General features: G+C 55.4%; 20 protein-coding genes. 12 read left to right on the forward strand and 8 right to left on the reverse strand.

What is annotated here, in order from left to right:
- Positions 1-2: 2 nt before the first annotated feature.
- From lpxA to tilS, 8 genes are all read left to right on the forward strand, one after another.
- Positions 3-791, forward strand: coding sequence for an acyl-ACP--UDP-N-acetylglucosamine O-acyltransferase (lpxA, locus tag FFB58_RS16640; protein WP_032616625.1), 789 nt, complete (start codon positions 3-5; stop codon positions 789-791).
- A complete protein-coding gene (gene lpxB / locus FFB58_RS16645) occupies positions 791-1,939 on the forward strand; it encodes a lipid-A-disaccharide synthase (protein ID WP_039030301.1) in 1,149 nt (382 codons plus the stop codon). Before lpxA ends, lpxB begins: the two co-directional genes overlap by 1 nt.
- Entirely contained in the window at positions 1,936-2,532 is a 597-nt protein-coding gene (gene rnhB / locus FFB58_RS16650) for a ribonuclease HII (protein ID WP_039030300.1), read from the forward strand. Before lpxB ends, rnhB begins: the two co-directional genes overlap by 4 nt.
- Before the next feature lie 34 nt (positions 2,533-2,566).
- A complete protein-coding gene (dnaE, locus tag FFB58_RS16655; protein WP_138370468.1) occupies positions 2,567-6,049 on the forward strand; it encodes a DNA polymerase III subunit alpha in 3,483 nt (1,160 codons plus the stop codon).
- Between the two features lie 12 nt (positions 6,050-6,061).
- Positions 6,062-7,021: an acetyl-CoA carboxylase carboxyl transferase subunit alpha gene (gene accA / locus FFB58_RS16660; RefSeq protein ID WP_039030298.1), complete on the forward strand. Its 960-nt coding sequence runs from the start codon at positions 6,062-6,064 to the stop codon at positions 7,019-7,021.
- Positions 7,022-7,121: 100 nt separating this feature from the next.
- On the forward strand, positions 7,122-9,260 hold the full coding sequence (locus FFB58_RS16665; RefSeq protein ID WP_138370469.1) for a lysine decarboxylase LdcC: 2,139 nt from the start codon (positions 7,122-7,124) through the stop codon (positions 9,258-9,260).
- Between the two features lie 59 nt (positions 9,261-9,319).
- The gene (locus FFB58_RS16670) at positions 9,320-9,709 is read left to right on the forward strand and encodes a VOC family protein (RefSeq protein ID WP_138370470.1); all 390 of its coding nucleotides are present in this window, start codon (positions 9,320-9,322) and stop codon (positions 9,707-9,709) included.
- 62 nt (positions 9,710-9,771) lie between these two features.
- Entirely contained in the window at positions 9,772-11,064 is a 1,293-nt protein-coding gene (gene tilS, locus FFB58_RS16675; protein ID WP_138370471.1) for a tRNA lysidine(34) synthetase TilS, read from the forward strand.
- A gap of 28 nt (positions 11,065-11,092) precedes the next feature.
- Here the strand turns inward: tilS and rof are convergent, their stop codons facing one another.
- Both rof and FFB58_RS16685 read right to left on the reverse strand, forming a co-directional pair.
- Positions 11,093-11,353, reverse strand: coding sequence for a Rho-binding antiterminator (gene rof, locus FFB58_RS16680; protein WP_039030294.1), 261 nt, complete (start codon positions 11,351-11,353; stop codon positions 11,093-11,095).
- Positions 11,340-11,540 carry a YaeP family protein gene (locus FFB58_RS16685; RefSeq protein WP_039030293.1) on the reverse strand — a complete coding sequence of 67 codons (201 nt, stop codon included), beginning with the start codon at positions 11,538-11,540 and terminating at the stop codon, positions 11,340-11,342. Before FFB58_RS16685 ends, rof begins: the two co-directional genes overlap by 14 nt.
- A 198-nt stretch (positions 11,541-11,738) precedes the next feature.
- On the opposite strand from FFB58_RS16685, the gene FFB58_RS16690 reads away from it, so the two are divergent.
- The 3 genes from FFB58_RS16690 to nlpE are packed head-to-tail and all read left to right on the forward strand — an operon-like array spanning position 11,739 to position 13,428.
- Positions 11,739-12,284: a YaeQ family protein gene (locus tag FFB58_RS16690; protein WP_138370472.1), complete on the forward strand. Its 546-nt coding sequence runs from the start codon at positions 11,739-11,741 to the stop codon at positions 12,282-12,284.
- Positions 12,281-12,703 (forward strand): alternative ribosome rescue aminoacyl-tRNA hydrolase ArfB, encoded by a 423-nt coding sequence (gene arfB / locus FFB58_RS16695; protein WP_039030291.1) that lies wholly within the window; start codon positions 12,281-12,283, stop codon positions 12,701-12,703. Before FFB58_RS16690 ends, arfB begins: the two co-directional genes overlap by 4 nt.
- A gap of 26 nt (positions 12,704-12,729) precedes the next feature.
- Positions 12,730-13,428, forward strand: coding sequence for an envelope stress response activation lipoprotein NlpE (gene nlpE, locus FFB58_RS16700; RefSeq protein WP_138370473.1), 699 nt, complete (start codon positions 12,730-12,732; stop codon positions 13,426-13,428).
- A gap of 40 nt (positions 13,429-13,468) precedes the next feature.
- Here nlpE and proS read toward each other — a convergent pair whose 3' ends face one another.
- The 6 genes from proS to metN form a co-directional block, all read right to left on the reverse strand.
- The gene (proS, locus tag FFB58_RS16705; RefSeq protein ID WP_039030289.1) at positions 13,469-15,187 is read right to left on the reverse strand and encodes a proline--tRNA ligase; all 1,719 of its coding nucleotides are present in this window, start codon (positions 15,185-15,187) and stop codon (positions 13,469-13,471) included.
- Positions 15,188-15,298: 111 nt separating this feature from the next.
- Positions 15,299-16,006, reverse strand: coding sequence for a tRNA (N6-threonylcarbamoyladenosine(37)-N6)-methyltransferase TrmO (gene tsaA, locus FFB58_RS16710; RefSeq protein ID WP_039030288.1), 708 nt, complete (start codon positions 16,004-16,006; stop codon positions 15,299-15,301).
- Positions 16,003-16,407 carry an Rcs stress response system protein RcsF gene (rcsF, locus tag FFB58_RS16715; RefSeq protein WP_039030287.1) on the reverse strand — a complete coding sequence of 135 codons (405 nt, stop codon included), beginning with the start codon at positions 16,405-16,407 and terminating at the stop codon, positions 16,003-16,005. Before rcsF ends, tsaA begins: the two co-directional genes overlap by 4 nt.
- 107 nt (positions 16,408-16,514) lie before the next feature.
- Positions 16,515-17,330 carry a methionine ABC transporter substrate-binding lipoprotein MetQ gene (gene metQ / locus FFB58_RS16720; protein WP_039030286.1) on the reverse strand — a complete coding sequence of 272 codons (816 nt, stop codon included), beginning with the start codon at positions 17,328-17,330 and terminating at the stop codon, positions 16,515-16,517.
- A gap of 39 nt (positions 17,331-17,369) precedes the next feature.
- On the reverse strand, positions 17,370-18,023 hold the full coding sequence (locus FFB58_RS16725) for a methionine ABC transporter permease MetI (protein WP_039030285.1): 654 nt from the start codon (positions 18,021-18,023) through the stop codon (positions 17,370-17,372).
- On the reverse strand, positions 18,016-19,047 hold the full coding sequence (metN, locus tag FFB58_RS16730) for a methionine ABC transporter ATP-binding protein MetN (protein ID WP_039030284.1): 1,032 nt from the start codon (positions 19,045-19,047) through the stop codon (positions 18,016-18,018). The genes FFB58_RS16725 and metN overlap by 8 nt, the downstream gene beginning before the upstream one ends.
- A 187-nt stretch (positions 19,048-19,234) precedes the next feature.
- Between metN and gmhB the strand changes: the two genes are divergently transcribed.
- A complete protein-coding gene (gmhB, locus tag FFB58_RS16735) occupies positions 19,235-19,801 on the forward strand; it encodes a D-glycero-beta-D-manno-heptose 1,7-bisphosphate 7-phosphatase (protein WP_138370474.1) in 567 nt (188 codons plus the stop codon).
- Positions 19,802-19,904: the final 103 nt, after the last annotated feature.

Below are 19,904 nucleotides of genomic sequence, written 5' to 3' on the forward strand. Positions count from 1 at the left end.
ACGTGATTGATAAAACCGCCTTTATTCATCCAACCGCCATTGTGGAAGAGGGTGCCGTTATCGGCGCTAACGTCCACATTGGTCCATTTTGTATTGTTGGACCCCATGTCGAAATTGGTGAGGGTACCGTACTGAAATCTCACGTCGTTGTGAATGGTCATACGACCATTGGCCGCGACAACGTGATCTATCAGTTCGCCTCCATCGGTGAAGTTAACCAGGATCTGAAATATGCTGGCGAACCAACCCGTGTGGAAATTGGCGATCGTAACCGCATTCGCGAAAGCGTCACCATTCATCGTGGCACAGTACAGGGTGGTGAGTTGACGAAGGTGGGCAGCGATAACCTGTTTATGGTCAACGCGCACATCGCGCATGACTGTACCGTTGGTAACCGCTGTATTCTCGCCAACAATGCAACGCTGGCGGGACACGTATCAGTTGACGATCATGCCATCATTGGCGGCATGACCGCAGTCCATCAGTTCTGCATCATTGGTGCGCACGTGATGGTCGGCGGCTGCTCCGGCGTGGCGCAGGACGTCCCGCCGTATGTGATTGCGCAGGGTAACCATGCGACGCCGTTTGGCGTTAACATCGAAGGCCTTAAGCGTCGCGGTTTCAGCCGTGAAGCGATTATGGCAATCCGTAACGCCTACAAGCAGTTGTACCGTAACGGTAAAACGCTGGAAGAGGCTAAGCCGGAAATTGCCGAACTGGCGAAACAGCATCCTGAGGTGAACGCGTTCGTGGAGTTCTTCGCACGCTCAACTCGTGGTCTGATTCGTTAATGGTTGATAGTCGCCCGCTTACGATCGCCCTTGTCGCCGGAGAAACCTCCGGCGATATTCTTGGTGCAGGTCTGATTCGAGCGCTCAAAGCGCGCGTTCCCAATGCGCGCTTTGTCGGCGTTGCCGGTCCATTGATGCAGGCTGAAGGATGTGAAGCCTGGTACGAAATGGAAGAGCTGGCGGTGATGGGCATCGTTGAGGTGCTGGGTCGCCTGCGCCGGTTACTGCATATCCGCGCCGATCTGACGCGTCGTTTTACCGAGCTTCAGCCCGATGTGTTTGTGGGTATTGATGCACCTGATTTCAATATTACCCTCGAAGGTAATCTGAAAAAGCAGGGGATCAAAACCATCCACTATGTCAGTCCGTCCGTCTGGGCGTGGCGACAGAAACGCGTTTTCAAAATAGGCAGATCGACGAATCTGGTACTGGCCTTCCTGCCTTTCGAAAAAGCGTTTTACGATAAATTCAACGTTCCGTGCCGCTTTATCGGTCACACCATGGCCGATGCCATGCCGCTTGATCCCGATAAAAATGCCGCACGTGACCAGCTTGGCATTCCGCATGACGCCCACTGTCTGGCCCTGCTGCCGGGGAGCCGGGGTGCAGAAGTGGAAATGCTCAGCGCTGATTTTCTGAAAACCGCACAAATCCTGCGTCAGACTTACCCTGACCTGGAAGTGGTCGTGCCGCTGGTAAATGCCAAACGCCGCGAGCAGTTTGAGCGCATTAAGGCAGAGGTCGCCCCGGATTTGCATGTTCATCTTTTAGATGGCAAAGGTCGTGAAGCGATGGTGGCCAGCGATGCCGCCTTGCTGGCATCGGGCACTGCTGCGCTGGAGTGCATGCTGGCGAAATGCCCGATGGTCGTAGGCTATCGTATGAAGCCCTTTACCTTCTGGCTGGCAAAACGGCTGGTGAAAACGGATTACGTCTCCCTGCCCAACCTGCTTGCCCGCCGCGAGCTGGTGAAAGAGCTGCTGCAGGATGAGTGCGAGCCGCAGGCCTTAGCCGCTGCGCTGCTGCCGCTGCTGGCAGACGGCAAAACCAGCCACGAAATGCATGACACATTCCGGGAACTGCATCAGCAGATCCGCTGCAATGCCGACGAGCAGGCAGCTGACGCGGTGCTGGAGTTAGCGAAATGATGGAATTTGTTTACCCTCACACCCATCTGGTGGCGGGTGTGGATGAAGTAGGACGTGGCCCGCTGGTGGGGGCAGTAGTGACTGCCGCGGTGATCCTCGATCCTGCCCGGCCGATAATCGGTCTGAATGATTCGAAGAAATTATCCGAAAAGCGCCGCCTGGCGTTATTCGATGAAATCAAAGAGAAAGCACTGTCCTGGAGCGTTGGGCGTGCGGAACCGCATGAGATCGACGAGCTGAACATTCTGCATGCCACTATGCTGGCGATGCAGCGTGCCGTAGCCGGGCTGAGCGTGGTGCCGGAGTATGTGCTGATTGACGGTAATCGTTGTCCGGCGCTGCCCATGCCGTCGTTGGCGGTGGTAAAGGGCGACAGCCGGGTAGCCGAAATCAGCGCCGCCTCGATCATCGCTAAAGTCACGCGCGATGCCGAAATGGCCGCGCTGGATCTCACTTATCCCCTGTATGGCTTTGCCCAGCATAAGGGGTATCCTACCCCTTTCCATCTGGAAAGACTGGCAGAACACGGCGCAACTGAGCACCACCGCCGCAGTTTTGGACCGGTAAAACGCGCACTGGGACTGATGTCCTGAATCAAGACGCCAATAAGTAACGCGGAATCTGAAGATGGCTGAACCACGTTTCGTACACCTGCGGGTGCACAGCGACTATTCCATGATTGATGGGCTGGCGAAAACCGGGCCGCTGGTGAAAAAGGCGGCCGCGCTTGGCATGCCTGCGCTGGCGATCACCGACTTCACTAACCTGTGCGGTCTGGTGAAGTTCTACGGAACGGCGCATGGCGCAGGAATGAAACCGGTGATTGGTGCCGATTTTCACGTTCAGAGCGAACTGCTCGCCGATGAAATGACGCAAATCACCGTCCTGGCGATGAATAACACCGGCTACCAGAACCTGACGCTGCTGATCTCCCGTGCCTATCAGCGCGGCTACGGCCCGCAGGGCCCGTGGATCGATCGCGAGTGGCTGGCGGAGCTGAATGAAGGGTTGCTGCTTATCTCCGGTGGCCGGATGGGCGACATCGGCAGATGCCTGCTGCGCGGTAACACCGCGCTGGTGGAGCAGTGCGTCGATTTTTATAAAGAGTACTTCCCGGATCGCTTCTATCTGGAGCTGATCCGCACCGGCCGTCCGGATGAAGAAAACTATCTGCACGCCGCGGTGGCGCTTGCAGAGGAGCAAGGGTTGCCCGTTGTGGCGTCCAACGACGTGCGCTTCATCAATGCCGACGATTTTGACGCCCATGAAATTCGCGTCGCAATCCACGATGGCTTTACCCTCGACGATCCGAAACGTCCGCGCAACTATTCGCCGCAGCAATATATGCGCAGCGAAGAGGAGATGTGCGAGCTGTTTTCCGATATCCCGGAAGCGCTGGAGAACAGCGTAGAGATCGCGAAGCGCTGTAACGTCACCGTCCGTCTGGGCGAATACTTCCTGCCGCAGTTCCCGACCGGCGACATGACCACCGAAGACTTCCTGGTCATGAAATCGAAAGAGGGTCTGGAAGAGCGTCTTGAATTCCTCTTCCCGGATCCGGCCGTTCGCGCCGAGAAGCGCCCGGAATATGATGAACGTCTGGATATTGAACTCCAGGTGATCAACCAGATGGGGTTCCCCGGCTACTTCCTGATCGTTATGGAGTTTATCCAGTGGTCGAAGGATAACGGCGTGCCGGTAGGACCGGGCCGTGGTTCCGGTGCCGGCTCGCTGGTGGCCTATGCGCTGAAAATTACCGACCTCGATCCGCTGGAATTTGACCTGCTGTTCGAACGCTTCCTGAACCCGGAACGTGTCTCGATGCCTGACTTCGACGTTGACTTCTGTATGGAGAAACGCGACCAGGTTATTGAACACGTGGCGGACATGTACGGTCGTGACGCGGTATCGCAGATCATTACCTTTGGTACCATGGCGGCAAAAGCGGTTATCCGCGACGTGGGCCGCGTACTGGGGCATCCGTACGGCTTTGTCGATCGCATCTCGAAGCTGGTGCCACCCGATCCGGGCATGACCCTGGCGAAAGCGTTCGAAGCGGAACCGCAGCTGCCGGAGATCTACGAGGCGGATGAAGAGGTCAAAGCGCTGATCGACATGGCGCGCAAGCTGGAAGGGGTCACCCGTAACGCCGGTAAACACGCCGGTGGCGTGGTTATTGCCCCGACTAAAATCACCGACTTTGCGCCGCTCTACTGCGACGAAACCGGCTCGCACCCGGTCACCCAGTTCGACAAGAACGACGTGGAATACGCGGGTCTGGTGAAGTTTGACTTCCTCGGCCTGCGTACGCTCACCATCATCGACTGGGCGCTGAAGATGATCAACCCGCGCCGGGCCAAACAGGGCCTGGAGCCGATTGATATCGCCGCGATCCCGCTCGATGACAAGAAAAGCTTTGATATGCTGCAGCGCTCGGAGACCACGGCGGTCTTCCAGCTTGAATCCCGCGGCATGAAAGATCTGATCAAGCGCCTGCAGCCTGACTGTTTCGAAGATATGATCGCCCTTGTGGCGCTGTTTCGTCCGGGGCCGCTGCAGTCAGGGATGGTAGATAACTTTATTGACCGTAAGCACGGCCGTGAAGAGCTCTCCTATCCGGATGTGCAGTGGCAGCACGAAAGCCTGAAACCGGTACTGGAGCCGACCTACGGCATCATCCTGTATCAGGAACAGGTTATGCAGATTGCCCAGGTGCTCTCTGGCTACACCCTGGGCGGCGCGGACATGCTGCGTCGTGCGATGGGTAAGAAAAAGCCGGAAGAGATGGCCAAGCAGCGCGGCACCTTCGAAGAAGGGGCGAAGAAAAACGGCGTTGACGGCGAACTGGCGATGAAAATCTTCGATCTGGTAGAAAAATTCGCCGGATACGGGTTCAACAAGTCACACTCCGCAGCCTACGCGCTGGTCTCCTATCAAACGCTGTGGCTGAAGGCGCACTATCCGGCTGAGTTTATGGCCGCGGTAATGACCGCCGATATGGACAACACCGAGAAGGTGGTCGGGCTGGTGGACGAGTGCTGGCGCATGGGGCTGAAAATCCTGCCGCCGGACATCAACTCCGGGCAGTACCATTTCCACGTCAACGACGATGGCGAGATCGTTTACGGTATCGGCGCGATTAAAGGCGTGGGTGAAGGCCCGATTGAAGCCATCATCGAAGCTCGTAATCAGGGCGGCTATTTCCGCGAGCTGTTTGACCTGTGCGCCCGCACCGATATCAAAAAGCTTAACCGCCGGGTGCTGGAAAAGCTGATTATGTCCGGGGCGTTTGACCGTCTCGGGCCGCATCGCGCGGCGCTGATGAACTCGCTGGCCGACGCCCTGAAGGCCGCCGACCAGCACTCAAAAGCCGAAGCCATTGGTCAGGCTGATATGTTCGGCGTGCTGGCCGAAGAGCCGGAGCAGATCGAACAGTCCTATGCCAGCTGTCAGCCGTGGCCGGAACAGACGGTGCTGGATGGCGAGCGCGAAACCCTGGGTCTGTACCTGACCGGGCACCCGATCAATCAGTACATTAAAGAAATTGAGCGCTATGTCGGAGGCTACCGGCTGAAAGACATGCATCCGACAGAACGTGGTAAGATTACCACGGCTGCGGGGCTCGTCATTGCCGCGAGGGTTATGGTCACCAAGCGCGGCAATCGTATCGGCATCTGTACGCTGGATGACCGTTCCGGGCGGCTGGAGGTGATGTTATTCACCGACGCTCTGGATAAATATCAGCAGTTGCTGGAAAAAGACCGCATACTTATCGTCAGCGGACAGGTCAGCTTTGATGACTTCAGCGGGGGGCTTAAAATGACCGCCCGCGAAGTGATGGACATTGACGAAGCCCGGGAAAAATATGCTCGCGGGCTTGCTATCTCGCTGACGGACAGGCAAATTGATGACCAGCTTTTAAACCGACTCCGTCAGTCTCTGGAACCCCACCGCTCGGGGACCATTCCAGTACATCTCTACTATCAGAGGGCGGATGCGCGTGCACGATTGCGCTTTGGTGCGTCGTGGCGTGTCTCTCCGAGCGATCGTTTACTTAACGATCTCCGTGGCCTCATTGGTTCGGAGCAGGTGGAACTGGAGTTTGACTAATACAGGAATACTATGAGTCTGAATTTCCTTGATTTCGAACAGCCGATTGCAGAGCTGGAAGCGAAAATCGATTCTCTGACTGCCGTGGGCCGTCAGGATGAAAAACTGGATATTAACATCGACGAAGAAGTGCATCGTCTGCGTGAAAAAAGCGTAGAACTGACGCGCAAAATCTTTGCCGATCTCGGCGCATGGCAGGTAGCCCAGCTGGCTCGCCATCCTCAGCGTCCGTACACCCTGGATTATGTCCGCCTGGCGTTTGATGAATTCGACGAACTGGCAGGTGACCGCGCATACGCTGACGATAAAGCTATCGTTGGCGGTATTGCTCGTCTCGACGGTCGTCCGGTGATGATCATTGGCCACCAGAAAGGGCGCGAAACCAAAGAAAAAATTCGCCGCAACTTCGGTATGCCAGCACCAGAAGGCTACCGTAAAGCCCTGCGTCTGATGGAGATGGCCGAGCGTTTCAATATGCCGATTATCACCTTTATCGACACCCCAGGTGCTTACCCGGGCGTGGGCGCTGAAGAGCGCGGCCAGTCTGAAGCCATTGCCCGCAACCTGCGTGAAATGTCGCGTCTGAGTGTACCGGTTATCTGTACCGTTATCGGTGAAGGTGGCTCCGGTGGTGCGCTGGCGATTGGCGTGGGCGATAAAGTGAATATGCTGCAGTACAGCACCTATTCCGTTATCTCTCCGGAAGGTTGCGCGTCCATTCTGTGGAAAAGCGCCGACAAAGCGCCGCTGGCTGCGGAAGCGATGGGCATTATCGCCCCGCGCCTGAAAGAGCTGAAGCTGATCGATACCGTTATCCCGGAACCGCTGGGTGGCGCGCATCGTAAGCCGGAAGTTATGGCCGCGTCTCTGAAGGCGCAGCTGCTGGCTGACCTCGCAGACCTCGACGTGCTGAGCAAAGAAGATCTGCTGAACCGCCGTTATCAGCGTCTGATGAGCTACGGCTACGCCTAAGCTACGCAATAATCTTAAAAGCCGCACAGTGTTGCGGCTTTTTTTATACCCGTTGTTTACCTCAACTATGCTTAGCTAATGTTTTTCAAGGAGGTAAACCGTGAACATCATTGCCATTATGGGGCCGCACGGCGTCTTTTATAAAGACGAACCCATCAAGGAGCTGGAGCAGGCGCTGGCATCGCGCGGGTTTCAACTTATCTGGCCGCAAAACAGCGCCGACTTACTGAAGTTTATCGAACATAACCCCCGTATCTGCGGCGTCATTTTCGACTGGGACGAGTACGATCTGGAATTATGCAGCGACATCAACCAGCTCAACGAATACCTGCCGCTGTACGCCTTTATCAATACCCACTCCACGATGGATGTCAGCGCCCATGATATGCGGATGGCGCTGTGGTTCTTTGAGTATTCTCTGGGGATTGCAGAGGATATTGCTACCCGCATTCAGCAATACACCGGCGAATACCTGGATACCATCACTCCGCCGTTTACCCGCGCGCTTTTCACCTATGTGAAAGAGGGCAAGTATACCTTCTGTACGCCGGGGCACATGGCAGGGACGGCTTATCAGAAAAGCCCGGTGGGCTGTCTGTTCTATGATTTCTTTGGCGGGAACACGCTGAAAGCGGATGTGTCGATCTCGGTGACGGAGCTGGGATCGCTGCTGGATCATACCGGCCCGCATCTCGAGGCCGAAGAGTATATTGCCCGTACTTTTGGTGCCGAGCAGAGCTATATGGTGACCAACGGCACCTCGACATCGAACAAGATCGTCGGCATGTACGCCGCCCCCGACGGCAGCACTCTGCTTATCGATCGCAACTGCCACAAATCTCTGGCGCACCTGCTGATGATGAGCGATGTCGTTCCGCTCTGGCTGTCGCCCACGAGAAATGCTTTGGGCATTCTGGGCGGGATCCCGCGCCGGGAGTTTTCCCATGCCGCCATTGAACGCAAAGTGGCTGCAGTCCCTGGAGCAAGTTGGCCGGTGCATGCGGTGATCACCAACTCCACCTACGACGGCCTGCTGTATAACACTAACTGGGTGAAACAGACCCTGGATGTGCCCTCAATCCATTTCGACTCGGCGTGGGTGCCCTATACCAATTTCCATCCGATCTATGCCGGTAAAAGCGGAATGAGCGGTGAGCGTCTGCCGGGAAAAGTGTTCTTTGAAACCCAGTCTACGCACAAAATGCTGGCGGCGTTTTCTCAGGCTTCGCTGATCCACATTAAAGGTGAGTACGACGAAGATACCTTCAACGAAGCCTTTATGATGCACACCACCACATCACCCAGCTATCCGCTGGTGGCCTCGATTGAAACCGCCGCGGCGATGCTGCGCGGCAATCCCGGTAAGCGCCTGATAAACCGCTCCGTTGAGCGCGCGCTGCATTTCCGTAAAGAGGTCCAGCGTCTTAAGGATGAGGCCGACGGCTGGTTCTTCGATATCTGGCAGCCGGACGAGATTGATGAAGCCGAATGCTGGCCTGTCGCACCGGGCGAGAGCTGGCATGGCTTTCGCGATGCCGATGCGGATCATATGTTCCTCGATCCGGTCAAAGTCACCATTTTGACGCCGGGAATGGACGAGCAGGGGGAAATGAGCGAAGAGGGGATCCCGGCGGCGCTGGTAGCTAAATTCCTCGATGAGCGCGGCGTGGTGGTCGAAAAAACCGGGCCGTATAACCTGCTGTTCCTGTTCAGTATCGGCATCGACAAAACCCGGGCGATGGGATTGCTGCGCGGCCTGATGGAATTTAAGCGCGCCTACGATCTCAATTTGCGGGTCAGGAACATGCTGCCGGATCTCTATGCCGAGGATCCTGATTTTTACCGCAACATGCGTATCCAGGATCTGACCAAAGGGATCCACAAGCTCATTCGTCAGCACGATCTGCCGCGGCTGATGCTACAGGCGTTTGATGTCCTGCCGGAGATGAAGCTCACCCCGCACCATGCCTGGCAGCGTCAGGTGAAAGGAGAAGTGGAAACGGTCGATCTGGAGGATCTGGTCGGGCGGGTCTCGGCCAATATGATCCTGCCTTATCCCCCCGGCGTGCCGCTGCTGATGCCCGGCGAGATGATCACCGAGAAGAGCAGGGCGGTGCTCGATTTCCTGCTCATGCTCTGCTCGATTGGCCGTCATTATCCAGGCTTCGAAACCGATATCCACGGTGCCAGACGGGATGAAAACGGCATCTATAGGGTACGGGTCTTAAAAGCGCCATGACCCCTTGCGCGGCACGGGGATTCGGATATAACGTTCAGGCACACCAATAAGGAGAGGCTATGCTGGGTTTAAAGCAGGTTCATCACATTGCAATTATTGCCACCGACTACGCCGTGAGTAAGGCGTTTTACTGCGATACGCTGGGTTTCACCCTGCAGAGCGAGTTTTATCGTGAAGAGCGTGATTCCTGGAAGGGTGATCTGGCGCTGAATGGCCAGTATGTCATTGAGCTGTTTTCGTTCCCGTTCCCGCCGGCGCGTCCGTCCCGACCTGAAGCCTGCGGTTTACGCCACCTGGCGTTCAGCGTGGATGATATTGACCAGGCGGTAGAGCACCTTCAATCCCACGGCGTTAAGTGTGAGGCCATCCGTATCGATCCCTTCACCGGGAAGCGCTTCACCTTTTTCAACGATCCTGATGGCCTGCCGCTGGAGCTCTATCAGCAGTAACGCTTGCCTCGCCAGGGAATGCCCGGTAACGTGCCGGGCACCTTTCTGTATAAATGACGACGATGACCACAACCGAACTTCAGCGAGCCCTTCACCCTTACCGCCGACTGCTGGTGGGATTTAGCGGTGGCCTGGATTCCACGGTATTGCTGCATCAGCTCAAGCTCTGGCGTGAGCAGGAGCCCGGCCTCGAGCTGCGCGCTATCCATATTCATCACGGTCTGAGCCCACACGCCGACAGCTGGGTCGCTCATTGCCAGCATCTCTGCCATGAATGGAATATCCCGCTGATCGTGGTCCGGGTGACGCTGGCAGAAGAGGGGCTGGGGCTCGAGGCGCAGGCGCGTAAAGCGCGTTATGCCGCCTTTACTGATGCCCTTCTGCCGGGCGAAGCGCTGGTGACGGCGCAACATCTCGACGATCAGTGTGAGACCTTCCTGCTGGCCCTGAAGCGCGGCAGCGGCCCGGCAGGGCTCTCTGCCATGCCCGCACGGGCGCGTTTTGCCGATACCGAACAGATCCGTCCCCTTCTCGGCGAGACGCGTGAATCGCTGCAGGCATGGGCGCAGCGCTGGGATCTGCGCTGGATTGAGGACGAAAGCAACCAGGACGACAGCTATGACCGCAATTTTTTGCGCCTGCGCGTCCTGCCGCTGCTGGCAGAGCGCTGGCCGCATTTTGCAGAGGCCACGTCCCGCAGCGCCACGTTGTGCGCCGAGCAGGAGCAGTTGCTGGATGAACTGCTGGCAGGCGAGCTAATGACATTGGTTTCGAAAGACGGGGCGCTGGCTATCGCACCGCTGCAGACGATGAGCGCGGTGCGTCGTGCTGCGCTTCTGCGCAGATGGCTGGCTCTGCACGGGGCGTTAATGCCGTCGCGCGCCATGCTTACTCGTCTCTGGGATGAGGTGGCGCTGGCCCGGGAAGATGCGACGCCGCGACTGCGTTCTGGCGAAGGTGAAATCAGGCGCTTTCGGGGAGAGCTGTGGTGGGTGAAATACCATCCCTCTCTGGCTGAACGCGTTATCGACTGGCCCTCTGTTCACCAGCCGCTGTGCCTGCCGGAAGGGCTGGGTAGGCTTTACCTCAGCGCAGGCGGCAATCTCCGACTGCCGCAACCGGATGAGCCGGTAACGGTGCGCTTTCGCGCCAGCGGCACGCTGCACATCATCGGGCGAAACGGTGGTCGAAAGATCAAAAAAATCTGGCAGGAACTTAACGTTGCGCCCTGGCGTCGGGATACCACGCCATTGCTGTTTTACGGCGAAACGCTGGTAGCTGCTGCAGGTGTGTTTGTTACGCGGGAAGGGGCGGCTGAAGCGGAGCAGGGCGTACAGCTGGAATGGGAAACGTAACGGGCAGCAGGCTGCCCGTTACACAGGATCAGGACTCGCTCACCACAACGGTGCCGATTTCGGGATGGCTGAAGCTGGCAATTTTATCGAGACGCAGTTCGCGCGTTGCGCCACCGTCTTCCACGACCAGATACTCCACGTTCTTTCGGGAAACCAGATCGTTGGCCTTTGCCTTCAGCACTTCGCCATCTTTTAACGCCAGCGTCAGAAGCAGGTGATGCTGGCAGGCGAGCTCGAGATTGTCGTAGTCATCGCAGTTAATTGGTTGGTATGTATCATTCATTGACATAATCGCTCACCAGTAAATTCGCAGCAGCATATGCTGCTTTTTCTCTGACCGATTCTGAAAGCGTGTCATCCGACGCCATTTCATTCAGAACTTTCAATACACAGCCCAACGCATCGGGGACATACCCCAGATCGCCGCTGGCAATTTCCGCATACCGTTTGCGAATTAGCTCACAATAATTATTCACATCCCCTCCTGCCAGCGCACTGACTTTACTGTGAGATACCTTTAAGCCTACGAAGATAAACCCGGTTTAGCAAGGTGACTATACCATACTCATTTAAGCAATATCAGCAGGTTGATGTCAGAGACATTCTTAAGCCTGTAACAGCCTTTTGGCGGAGATTTCGCTACAATGCGCACCTGATTCGAAAGGAGTTCTCTCATGGCGCTTAAAGCGACAATTTACAAAGCCGCGGTCAATGTAGCGGATTTAGACCGCAATCAGTTTCTGGATGCGACATTGACGCTGGCGCGTCATCCCTCCGAAACGCAGGAGCGCATGATGCTGCGCCTGCTGGCATGGATTAAGTATGCCAATGAGCGTCTGCAGTTTACCCGTGGATTAAGCGCGGAAGACGAGCCGGAAGCCTGGCTACTCAACGATCATCTGGGCATCGATCTGTGGATTGAGCTGGGCCTGCCGGATGAACGTCGCATTAAGAAAGCCTGCACCCAGTCTGCTGAGGTGGCGCTCTTTACCTACAACAACCGCGCAGCGGAGATCTGGTGGCAGCAGAACAAGAATAAGTGTGCCCAGTTCGACAACCTGTCCGTCTGGTACCTGGATGATGAACAGCTCGCTAAACTGAGTGCCTTTGCCGGACGGACCATGAATCTGCAGGCGACGATTCAGGATGGCGCCATCTGGTTGTCGGATGCTGAGAATAATCTGGAAATTCATCCGGAAGCCTGGCAGTCCCGGTCATGATTGTCCTGTCCCGAAGCGTCAGCCTTCCCGATCATGAAGTCGAGATCACCGCGATCCGCGCCCAGGGAGCGGGGGGCCAGCATGTGAATAAAACCTCAACGGCTATTCATCTGCGCTTTGACATTCGGGCCTCCAGCCTGCCAGAGTATTACAAAGAACGCCTGCTCGCCGCCAGCCATCATCTGATCACCAGTGACGGCGTGATTATCATCAAGGCGCAGGAGTACCGCAGCCAGGAGATGAATCGGGAAGCCGCGCTTGCCCGGCTTGTGGCGGTCATACAGGAGTTAACGGCAGTGCAAAAAAGCCGTCGGGCAACCCGCCCGACACGTGCATCGAAAGAGCGCCGTCTGGCTTCGAAATCACAAAAATCGACCGTCAAAGCACTGCGTGGCAAAGTTCGACGCCCTCAGGATTAACAGGTGGTTGAGATAAGGAATCTAAAGTGAAAACAGCGATATTTTCAGTGGTGGCAGCCAGCGCGCTGTTCGTCCTGATGGGGTGTCATAACCGCGCAGAGATGCAGGTTCTTGAGCCGACCCACGAAGAGGCGTTAAAACCGATGCAGCAGAGCTGGCGGGGCGTTTTACCCTGCGCCGACTGCGAAGGTATTGAGACCTCACTGTTCCTGGAAAAAGACGGTACCTGGGTAATGAATCAACATTATCAGGGGGCAAAAGCGCCTTCTTCTTTTGCCAGCTACGGCACCTGGGCGCGAACGGCCGATAAGCTGGTGCTGACGGATACGAAGGGCGAAAAGCGCTATTTCCGCGCCAAAGGCGAAGGGCTGGAGATGCTCGACATCCAGGGAAATCCCATAGAATCACAGTTTAACTACACCCTGGCACCGGTAACCGCTGCACTGCCAGCAACGCCGATGGCGATGCGCGGCATGTACTTCTATATGGCCGATGCGGCGATCTTTACCGATTGCGCCACCGGCAAAAAGGTGAGCGTGGCGAATAACGCCCAGCTGGAACGGGATTACGCGGCGGCGCGCGGGAGTGATACCAAACCGGTGCTGCTCACTGTGGACGGGCATTTTACCTTTGAGGCTAACCCGGACAGCGGCGAGCGAGTCAAAACGCTGGTACCGGACAGCGACGCCCGCTTTGAAGCAGGCAAAAATTGCGACAGCAAATAGCTGAAATAAAAAACCCCGCATCAGCGGGGTTTTTTGTGGCTTATGCCTTGATGGCTTTTACCAGGTAATCCAGTACGTCACCGGTTTTAATCATCTGCTTCTCGCCGTTACGACGATATTTGTACTCGATCTCGTCGTTGTCGAGGTTACGATCGCCGATGACCACGGTGTGTGGAATACCGATCAGTTCCATATCAGCAAACATCACGCCTGGACGCTCTTTACGATCGTCCATCAGCACTTCGATACCCTGCGCACGCAGCTCGCTGTACAGTTTTTCCGCCAGCTCCTGAACGCGGTATGACTTGTGCATGTTCATCGGCAGGATCGCGACCTGGAACGGTGCAATGTTGTCCGGCCAGACGATGCCACGCTCGTCGTAGTTCTGCTCGATAGCGGCAGCAACCACACGCGTTACCCCAATACCGTAGCAGCCCATGGTCAGAACCTGATTGCGACCATCTTCACCCTGAACGGCAGCGTTCATGGCGCGGGAGTATTTATCACCCAGCTGGAAGATATGACCGACCTCAATACCGCGTTTGATCATCAGGGTACCCTTGCCGTCCGGGCTTGGGTCGCCTGCTACCACGTTACGAATATCCGCCACTTCTGGGGTCGCGGCATCGCGATCCCAGTTAATACCGAAGTAGTGTTTACCATCGATGTTCGCGCCTGCGGAGAAGTCGCTCATCGCGGCAACAGTGCGGTCAATAACGACAGGAACTGGCATATTCACCGGGCCCAGGGAGCCAGGACCGGCGTTCACGACGGCACGGATTTCCGCTTCCGTTGCGAAGGTTAACGGGCTTGCAACCTGTGGCAGTTTCTCTGCTTTTACTTCGTTCAGCTCGTGATCGCCACGTACCAGCAGGGCAACCAGCGGGTATGCGCTGCCTTCGGTCGATTTCACCAGCAGGGTTTTGACCGTTTTTTCGATCGGCAGGTTGAACTGCTCAACCAGCTCGGCGATGGTTTTCGCGTTTGGCGTATCAACCAGCTTCATCTCTTCGGTTGCAGCAGCGCGCGGCGCTTTTGGCGCCAGTGCTTCAGCAAACTCAATGTTCGCAGCGTAATCAGAGGAGTCAGAGAAGATCACATCGTCTTCACCGCTCTGTGCCAGCACCTGGAATTCATGGGATGCGCTACCGCCGATAGAACCGGTATCAGCCTGCACAGCGCGGAAATCCAGACCCATACGGGAGAAGATTTTGCTGTACGCTTCGTACATCTTGTCGTAAGTCTCCTGCAGAGACTCCTGAGAAGTATGGAAAGAGTACGCATCTTTCATCAGGAACTCGCGAGAGCGCATAACGCCAAAGCGTGGGCGAACTTCGTCACGGAACTTGGTCTGGATCTGGAAGAAGTTGAGCGGCAGCTGCTTGTAGGAGCTCAGCTCATTACGGATCAGATCGGTAATCACTTCTTCATGCGTTGGGCCGAGAACGAAGGGACGATCGCCACGATCGGCAATACGCAGCAGTTCCGGACCATACTGCTCCCAGCGTCCACTCTCCTGCCATAGCTCAGAAGGCTGAACTACCGGCATTAACACCTCGATAGCACCGGCGTTGTTCATCTCTTCACGCACGATGTTTTCGACTTTTTTCAGGACGCGCACGCCGGTCGGCAGCCAGGTGTATAACCCGGAGGCCAGCTTGCGGATCATCCCGGCGCGCAGCATCAGCTGGTGGCTGATCACCTCGGCGTCGGCAGGTGTCTCCTTCAGAGTGGAGAGCAGATATTGGCTAGTACGCATGTTGTTACGGTTCCATTTCGAAGAGTGGAACAGGCTGATCGGCAGCCTGACACAAAAAAAGTGGTTTAGTTTACCAGTGTGGCAAAGATGCCAAAAGAGAAGAGGATAAAATTACTGCGGTTCGAGGGCAAACACTTCGAAGCCCGCCGCTGTGACCCGCCAGCGAACGTTAAAATCCAGCAGCAGAACGGCGTAGGTTTTTCCGGCTTCTTCCTCTTTGCGGTAGGCCGGACGGGGATCCTGGGCCAGCACGTCGACAATAAATTCCCGCAGGCGAGGGTAGCGCTTTTCCAGCTGGATTAATTGTGGGAGAAGCGCATCGCTAAACCAGACCGGCGTATCAGCCTGAGGAGCCTGCTGGGCGTAGCTGGCGCGCGCATTCGGCAGGGCTTCGGCAAAGGGCAGATACGGTTTGATATCCACCACGGGCGTACCATCCACCAGATCCAGACTGCCGAGCTCGAGGATCACCTGATCCTTCAGACAGCGAATGCCTTTCAGCTCGATGAGCGACATGCCGACAGGGTTCGGGCGAAACGTCGAGCGTGTAGCAAATACGCCCATCCTGGCATTACCGCCGAGACGAGGCGGGCGCACGGTAGGGCGCCAGCCGCCAGCCATGGTCTGATGAAAGATAAACAGCACCCACAGATGGCTGAACGCTTCCAGTCCGCGCACGGCATCGGCCTGATTATAAGGCGCGAGCAGGTGAAGTTCGCCGCTACAGCTTTTTACCAGCCCGGGCTGGCGCGGCACGGCAAACTTCTCTTTATACGGCGAGCGAATAACGCCTATCTGCTCGAACTGGAAAGCACTCATTTCGCCGAGACGTTAAGGGCAGAGCCTACGCAAACGGCCTGACGGTAGCAGCCAGGTGTACCGCTGGTCACCTCGCAGCTGTGCAGCAGAACCGCATTGGCCTTCATTTTAGAGGCATTGATCTGCATGCGTTTACGCGCAGTGGGAATATTGGGAGGAGAATCCTGGTTGGTGGCCTGGCAAGAATCGCCGGAAACTTCACCCAGATCGCGGAACGGTTTACCCACTAAATCTTCAGCCTTGGTATAGATCCTTACCGGCGCAGGACGTGGCGCTTTTGGCTTCTCAGGCTCCACTTTTGGCGGGGTTGCTGTGCTTTTAACAGGTTCAACAGGAGATCTGCTTAGCATAGAACAGCCGCTCAGCATCAGTGCTAAAAGACAGATCGGTAAAGCACGCATAATGTTTCCTCAATGAATTATCAAATCGTCAGATATTGAATCAGTTGCCTGCATAAATGACAAGACGGGCTTTCGCCCGTCCTGAATGATATTACACAAAGGTCAGATTACCAGCCTTTAACTGCGCCGCCGTTAAAGACTTTGTTTGCTTCCTGGTAAACTTCATCAGACTGGTAGGCCTGGACGAACTTCTTCACGTTTTCCGCATCTTTGTTGTCTTCGCGGGTAACGATCAGGTTAACGTATGGAGAATCTTTATCTTCTACAAAGATACCGTCTTTCGCTGGGGTCAGGTTGATCTGGCTGGCGTAAGTGGTGTTGATAACCGCCAGGGCGATCTGCGCATCGTCCAGAGAGCGTGGAAGCTGTGGCGCTTCCAGCTCAACAATTTTCAGGTTTTTTGGGTTCTCGGTTACGTCCAGAACGGTTGGCAGCAGGCCAACACCGTCTTTCAGTTTAATCAGACCCACTTTCTGCAGCAGCAGCAGGGAACGGCCAAGGTTAGTTGGGTCGTTAGGTACCGCCACCTGAGAACCGTCCTGCAGCTCTTCTAATGATTTGATTTTTTTGGAGTAGCCTGCGATTGGGTAAACAAAGGTATTACCTACCGCAACCAGCTTGTAGCCACGATCTTTGATCTGCTGATCCAGGTATGGTTTGTGCTGGAAGGCGTTAGCATCGATATCGCCTTTGCTCAGCGCTTCGTTAGGCAGAACGTAATCGTTGAACGTAACCAGCTCGACGTCCAGGCCATATTTCTCTTTCGCCACTTTTGCTGCCGTCTCTGCAACCTGCTGCTCCGCACCGACGATAACGCCTACTTTGATATGGTTTGGATCTTTTTCGTCCTGGCCACAACCTACCAGTGCCAGAGAGCCGATCAGCGCGCCTACCGCAGCAAAGGTCTTAAATTTAAACGCCATGTTTTTATCCTTAACTCGTCGAGTTTGTGTTGTGTAACGTTATTTGTGCGTAACAGCCCGGACGATGCGATCGCCAGAGAATTGAATGAGATAAACCAGTACAACCAGCAGAACCAGCACGGTATTCATGACGGTAGCATTGTAGCCAATGTAACCATACTGATAACCGATCTGACCCAGACCGCCTGCACCGACAGCACCGCCCATCGCAGAGTAACCTACCAGGGTAATCAGCGTGATGGTGGCCGCATTGACCAGACCCGGCAGCGCTTCAGGCAGTAAGACTTTGCGTACGATCTGCATCGGCGTCGCACCCATAGCGCGAGAGGCTTCAATCAGGCCCGACGGGATCTCTAACAGCGCGTTCTCAACCATACGGGCGATAAAGGGTGCTGCGCCCACGGTCAGGGGAACGATAGCGGCCTGCAGGCCGATGGACGTGCCCACAATAACGCGGGTGAATGGAATCATCCAGACCAACAGAATAATGAAGGGAATGGAACGGAAGATGTTCACCAGCGCAGAGAGCGTGCGGTACAGTTTCGCGTTCTCAATAATCTGACCCGGACGGGTAACGTACAGCAGCACGCCTACCGGCAGACCAATGACAAAACCGAAGAAGCCGGATACGAAGGTCATCGCCAGCGTTTCCCATACGCCGCGTGCCAGCAACCACATCATTGCCTCAGACATAACCCAGTACCTCAACTTTTACATGATGCTCTTGCAGCCAGGCGATAGCAGCCTGCGTATCTTCTTGCGTGCCGTGCATTTCAGTCAGCATGATGCCGAACTTGACGCCACCGGCGTAATCCATCTGCGCGCTAATAATGTTGTTATTCACATTGAAACGGCGGGCGGTTTCGGACAGCAGCGGTGCATCCACTGACTTGCCGGTAAATTCCATCCGCAGCATCGGAACACTGTTGGCTTCAGGCTGGCTTTTCAGACGGGCCAGATAGTCTTCCGGGATATCCAGATGCAGGGTGGCCTGAATGAATTGTTGCGCCAGGGGGGTTTTAGGATGAGAGAACACTTCGCTTACGGTGTCTTGCTCAATCAGTTGCCCGTTGCTGATCACTGCCACGCAGTCGCAGATGCGTTTAACGACATCCATCTCGTGTGTAATAAGGAGAATGGTCAGTCCCAGGCGACGGTTAATGTCCTTCAACAGCTCCAGTATCGAGCGGGTAGTTGCGGGATCCAGGGCGCTGGTGGCTTCGTCACAGAGCAGCACTTTCGGGTTGCTGGCCAGGGCACGGGCAATGGCCACACGCTGTTTTTGTCCACCGGATAAGTTCGCCGGGAAGGTATCATGTTTGTCACTCAGACCGACCAGATCCAGCAGCTCGGTCACGCGGCGTTTGATTTCGTCTTTTGGCGTATTGTCCAGCTCCAGCGGCAGGGCAACGTTACCAAACACGGTGCGCGAGGAGAGCAGGTTAAAGTGCTGGAAAATCATGCCAATCTGGCGGCGAGCTTTAGTCAGTTCTGATTCGGAAAGGGTAGTCAGTTCCTTGCCATCCACCTGAACGTGACCTTCGGTCGGACGTTCAAGCAGGTTAACGCAACGAATGAGCGTACTTTTACCTGCACCTGAGGCGCCAATGACGCCATAAATCTGTCCAGCCGGAACATGCAGGCTAACGTTGTTCAACGCCTGAATGGTACGGTTCCCTTGCTGGAACACTTTGGTGATATTCGAAAGTTTAATCATTAGATTATTTTTATCGTATGTAAGTTAGCCGTGGCATTTTCTGCTGCCTGATGCGGGCGATGACCGTCAACAAAACGGATGTTAAGGCATCCAGACGTCTAAATCAATCCAACTCTGCGCGATGAGCACTTTCTTGCGCAGTGAAACATGAGATACTAAGCAGACATCCCTTTTCAGGAGCAAACCGGTGGCAAAATCAGTACCCGCAATTTTTCTCGATCGTGACGGCACAATTAATGTCGATCATGGGTATGTACATGAGATAGACGAATTTGAATTCATCGATGGCGTAATAGAAGCCATGCGTGAATTAAAAGAGATGGGTTTTGCGCTGGTGGTGGTTACCAACCAGTCAGGCATCGCGCGCGGTAAATTCACCGAAGCACAGTTTGAGACCTTAACAGAATGGATGGACTGGTCCCTGGCCGATCGTGGCGTTGACCTGGACGGTATCTATTATTGTCCGCACCATCCACAAGGCACAGTAGAAGAGTATCGTCAGACCTGTGACTGCCGTAAACCGCACCCGGGTATGTTCATCTCCGCGCAAGAGTTCCTTCATATAGATATGAGCGCTTCATATATGGTGGGCGATAAACTGGAAGATATGCAGGCAGCTGCCGCAGCAGGTGTAGGCCATAAAATTCTGGTACGCACCGGCAAACCTGTTACGCCAGAAGCAGAAAACGCAGCGGATTGCGTCATTAACAGCCTTGCAGCACTGCCAGAAACCATCAAAAAGCAGCAAAAATAGACGTTATGGCGAAAAGATGAGCGGTTGAAATAAAATTGTCTTTTTCCGCTTGTCAGTGCCGAAGAACTCCCTATAATGCGCCTCCATCGACACGGCGGATGTG

The sequence above is a fragment of the Enterobacter sp. MF024 genome (genome assembly GCF_005843915.1).
Lineage (GTDB): Bacteria > Pseudomonadota > Gammaproteobacteria > Enterobacterales > Enterobacteriaceae > Enterobacter > Enterobacter barmai.

Bases quoted from the DNA above. Each gene is read 5' to 3' on its own strand.
- lpxB (WP_039030301.1), top strand. From the start codon at position 791: ATGGTTGATAGTCGCCCGCTTACGATCGCCCTTGTCGCCGGAGAAACC.
- rnhB (WP_039030300.1), top strand. From the start codon at position 1,936: ATGATGGAATTTGTTTACCCTCACACCCATCTGGTGGCGGGTGTGGAT.
- dnaE (WP_138370468.1), top strand. From the start codon at position 2,567: ATGGCTGAACCACGTTTCGTACACCTGCGGGTGCACAGCGACTATTCC.
- accA (WP_039030298.1), top strand. From the start codon at position 6,062: ATGAGTCTGAATTTCCTTGATTTCGAACAGCCGATTGCAGAGCTGGAA.
- FFB58_RS16670 (WP_138370470.1), top strand. From the start codon at position 9,320: ATGCTGGGTTTAAAGCAGGTTCATCACATTGCAATTATTGCCACCGAC.
- tilS (WP_138370471.1), top strand. From the start codon at position 9,772: ATGACCACAACCGAACTTCAGCGAGCCCTTCACCCTTACCGCCGACTG.
- rof (WP_039030294.1), bottom strand. From the start codon at position 11,353: ATGTCAATGAATGATACATACCAACCAATTAACTGCGATGACTACGAC.
- FFB58_RS16690 (WP_138370472.1), top strand. From the start codon at position 11,739: ATGGCGCTTAAAGCGACAATTTACAAAGCCGCGGTCAATGTAGCGGAT.
- arfB (WP_039030291.1), top strand. From the start codon at position 12,281: ATGATTGTCCTGTCCCGAAGCGTCAGCCTTCCCGATCATGAAGTCGAG.
- proS (WP_039030289.1), bottom strand. From the start codon at position 15,187: ATGCGTACTAGCCAATATCTGCTCTCCACTCTGAAGGAGACACCTGCC.
- tsaA (WP_039030288.1), bottom strand. From the start codon at position 16,006: ATGAGTGCTTTCCAGTTCGAGCAGATAGGCGTTATTCGCTCGCCGTAT.
- rcsF (WP_039030287.1), bottom strand. From the start codon at position 16,407: ATGCGTGCTTTACCGATCTGTCTTTTAGCACTGATGCTGAGCGGCTGT.
- metQ (WP_039030286.1), bottom strand. From the start codon at position 17,330: ATGGCGTTTAAATTTAAGACCTTTGCTGCGGTAGGCGCGCTGATCGGC.
- FFB58_RS16725 (WP_039030285.1), bottom strand. From the start codon at position 18,023: ATGTCTGAGGCAATGATGTGGTTGCTGGCACGCGGCGTATGGGAAACG.
- metN (WP_039030284.1), bottom strand. From the start codon at position 19,047: ATGATTAAACTTTCGAATATCACCAAAGTGTTCCAGCAAGGGAACCGT.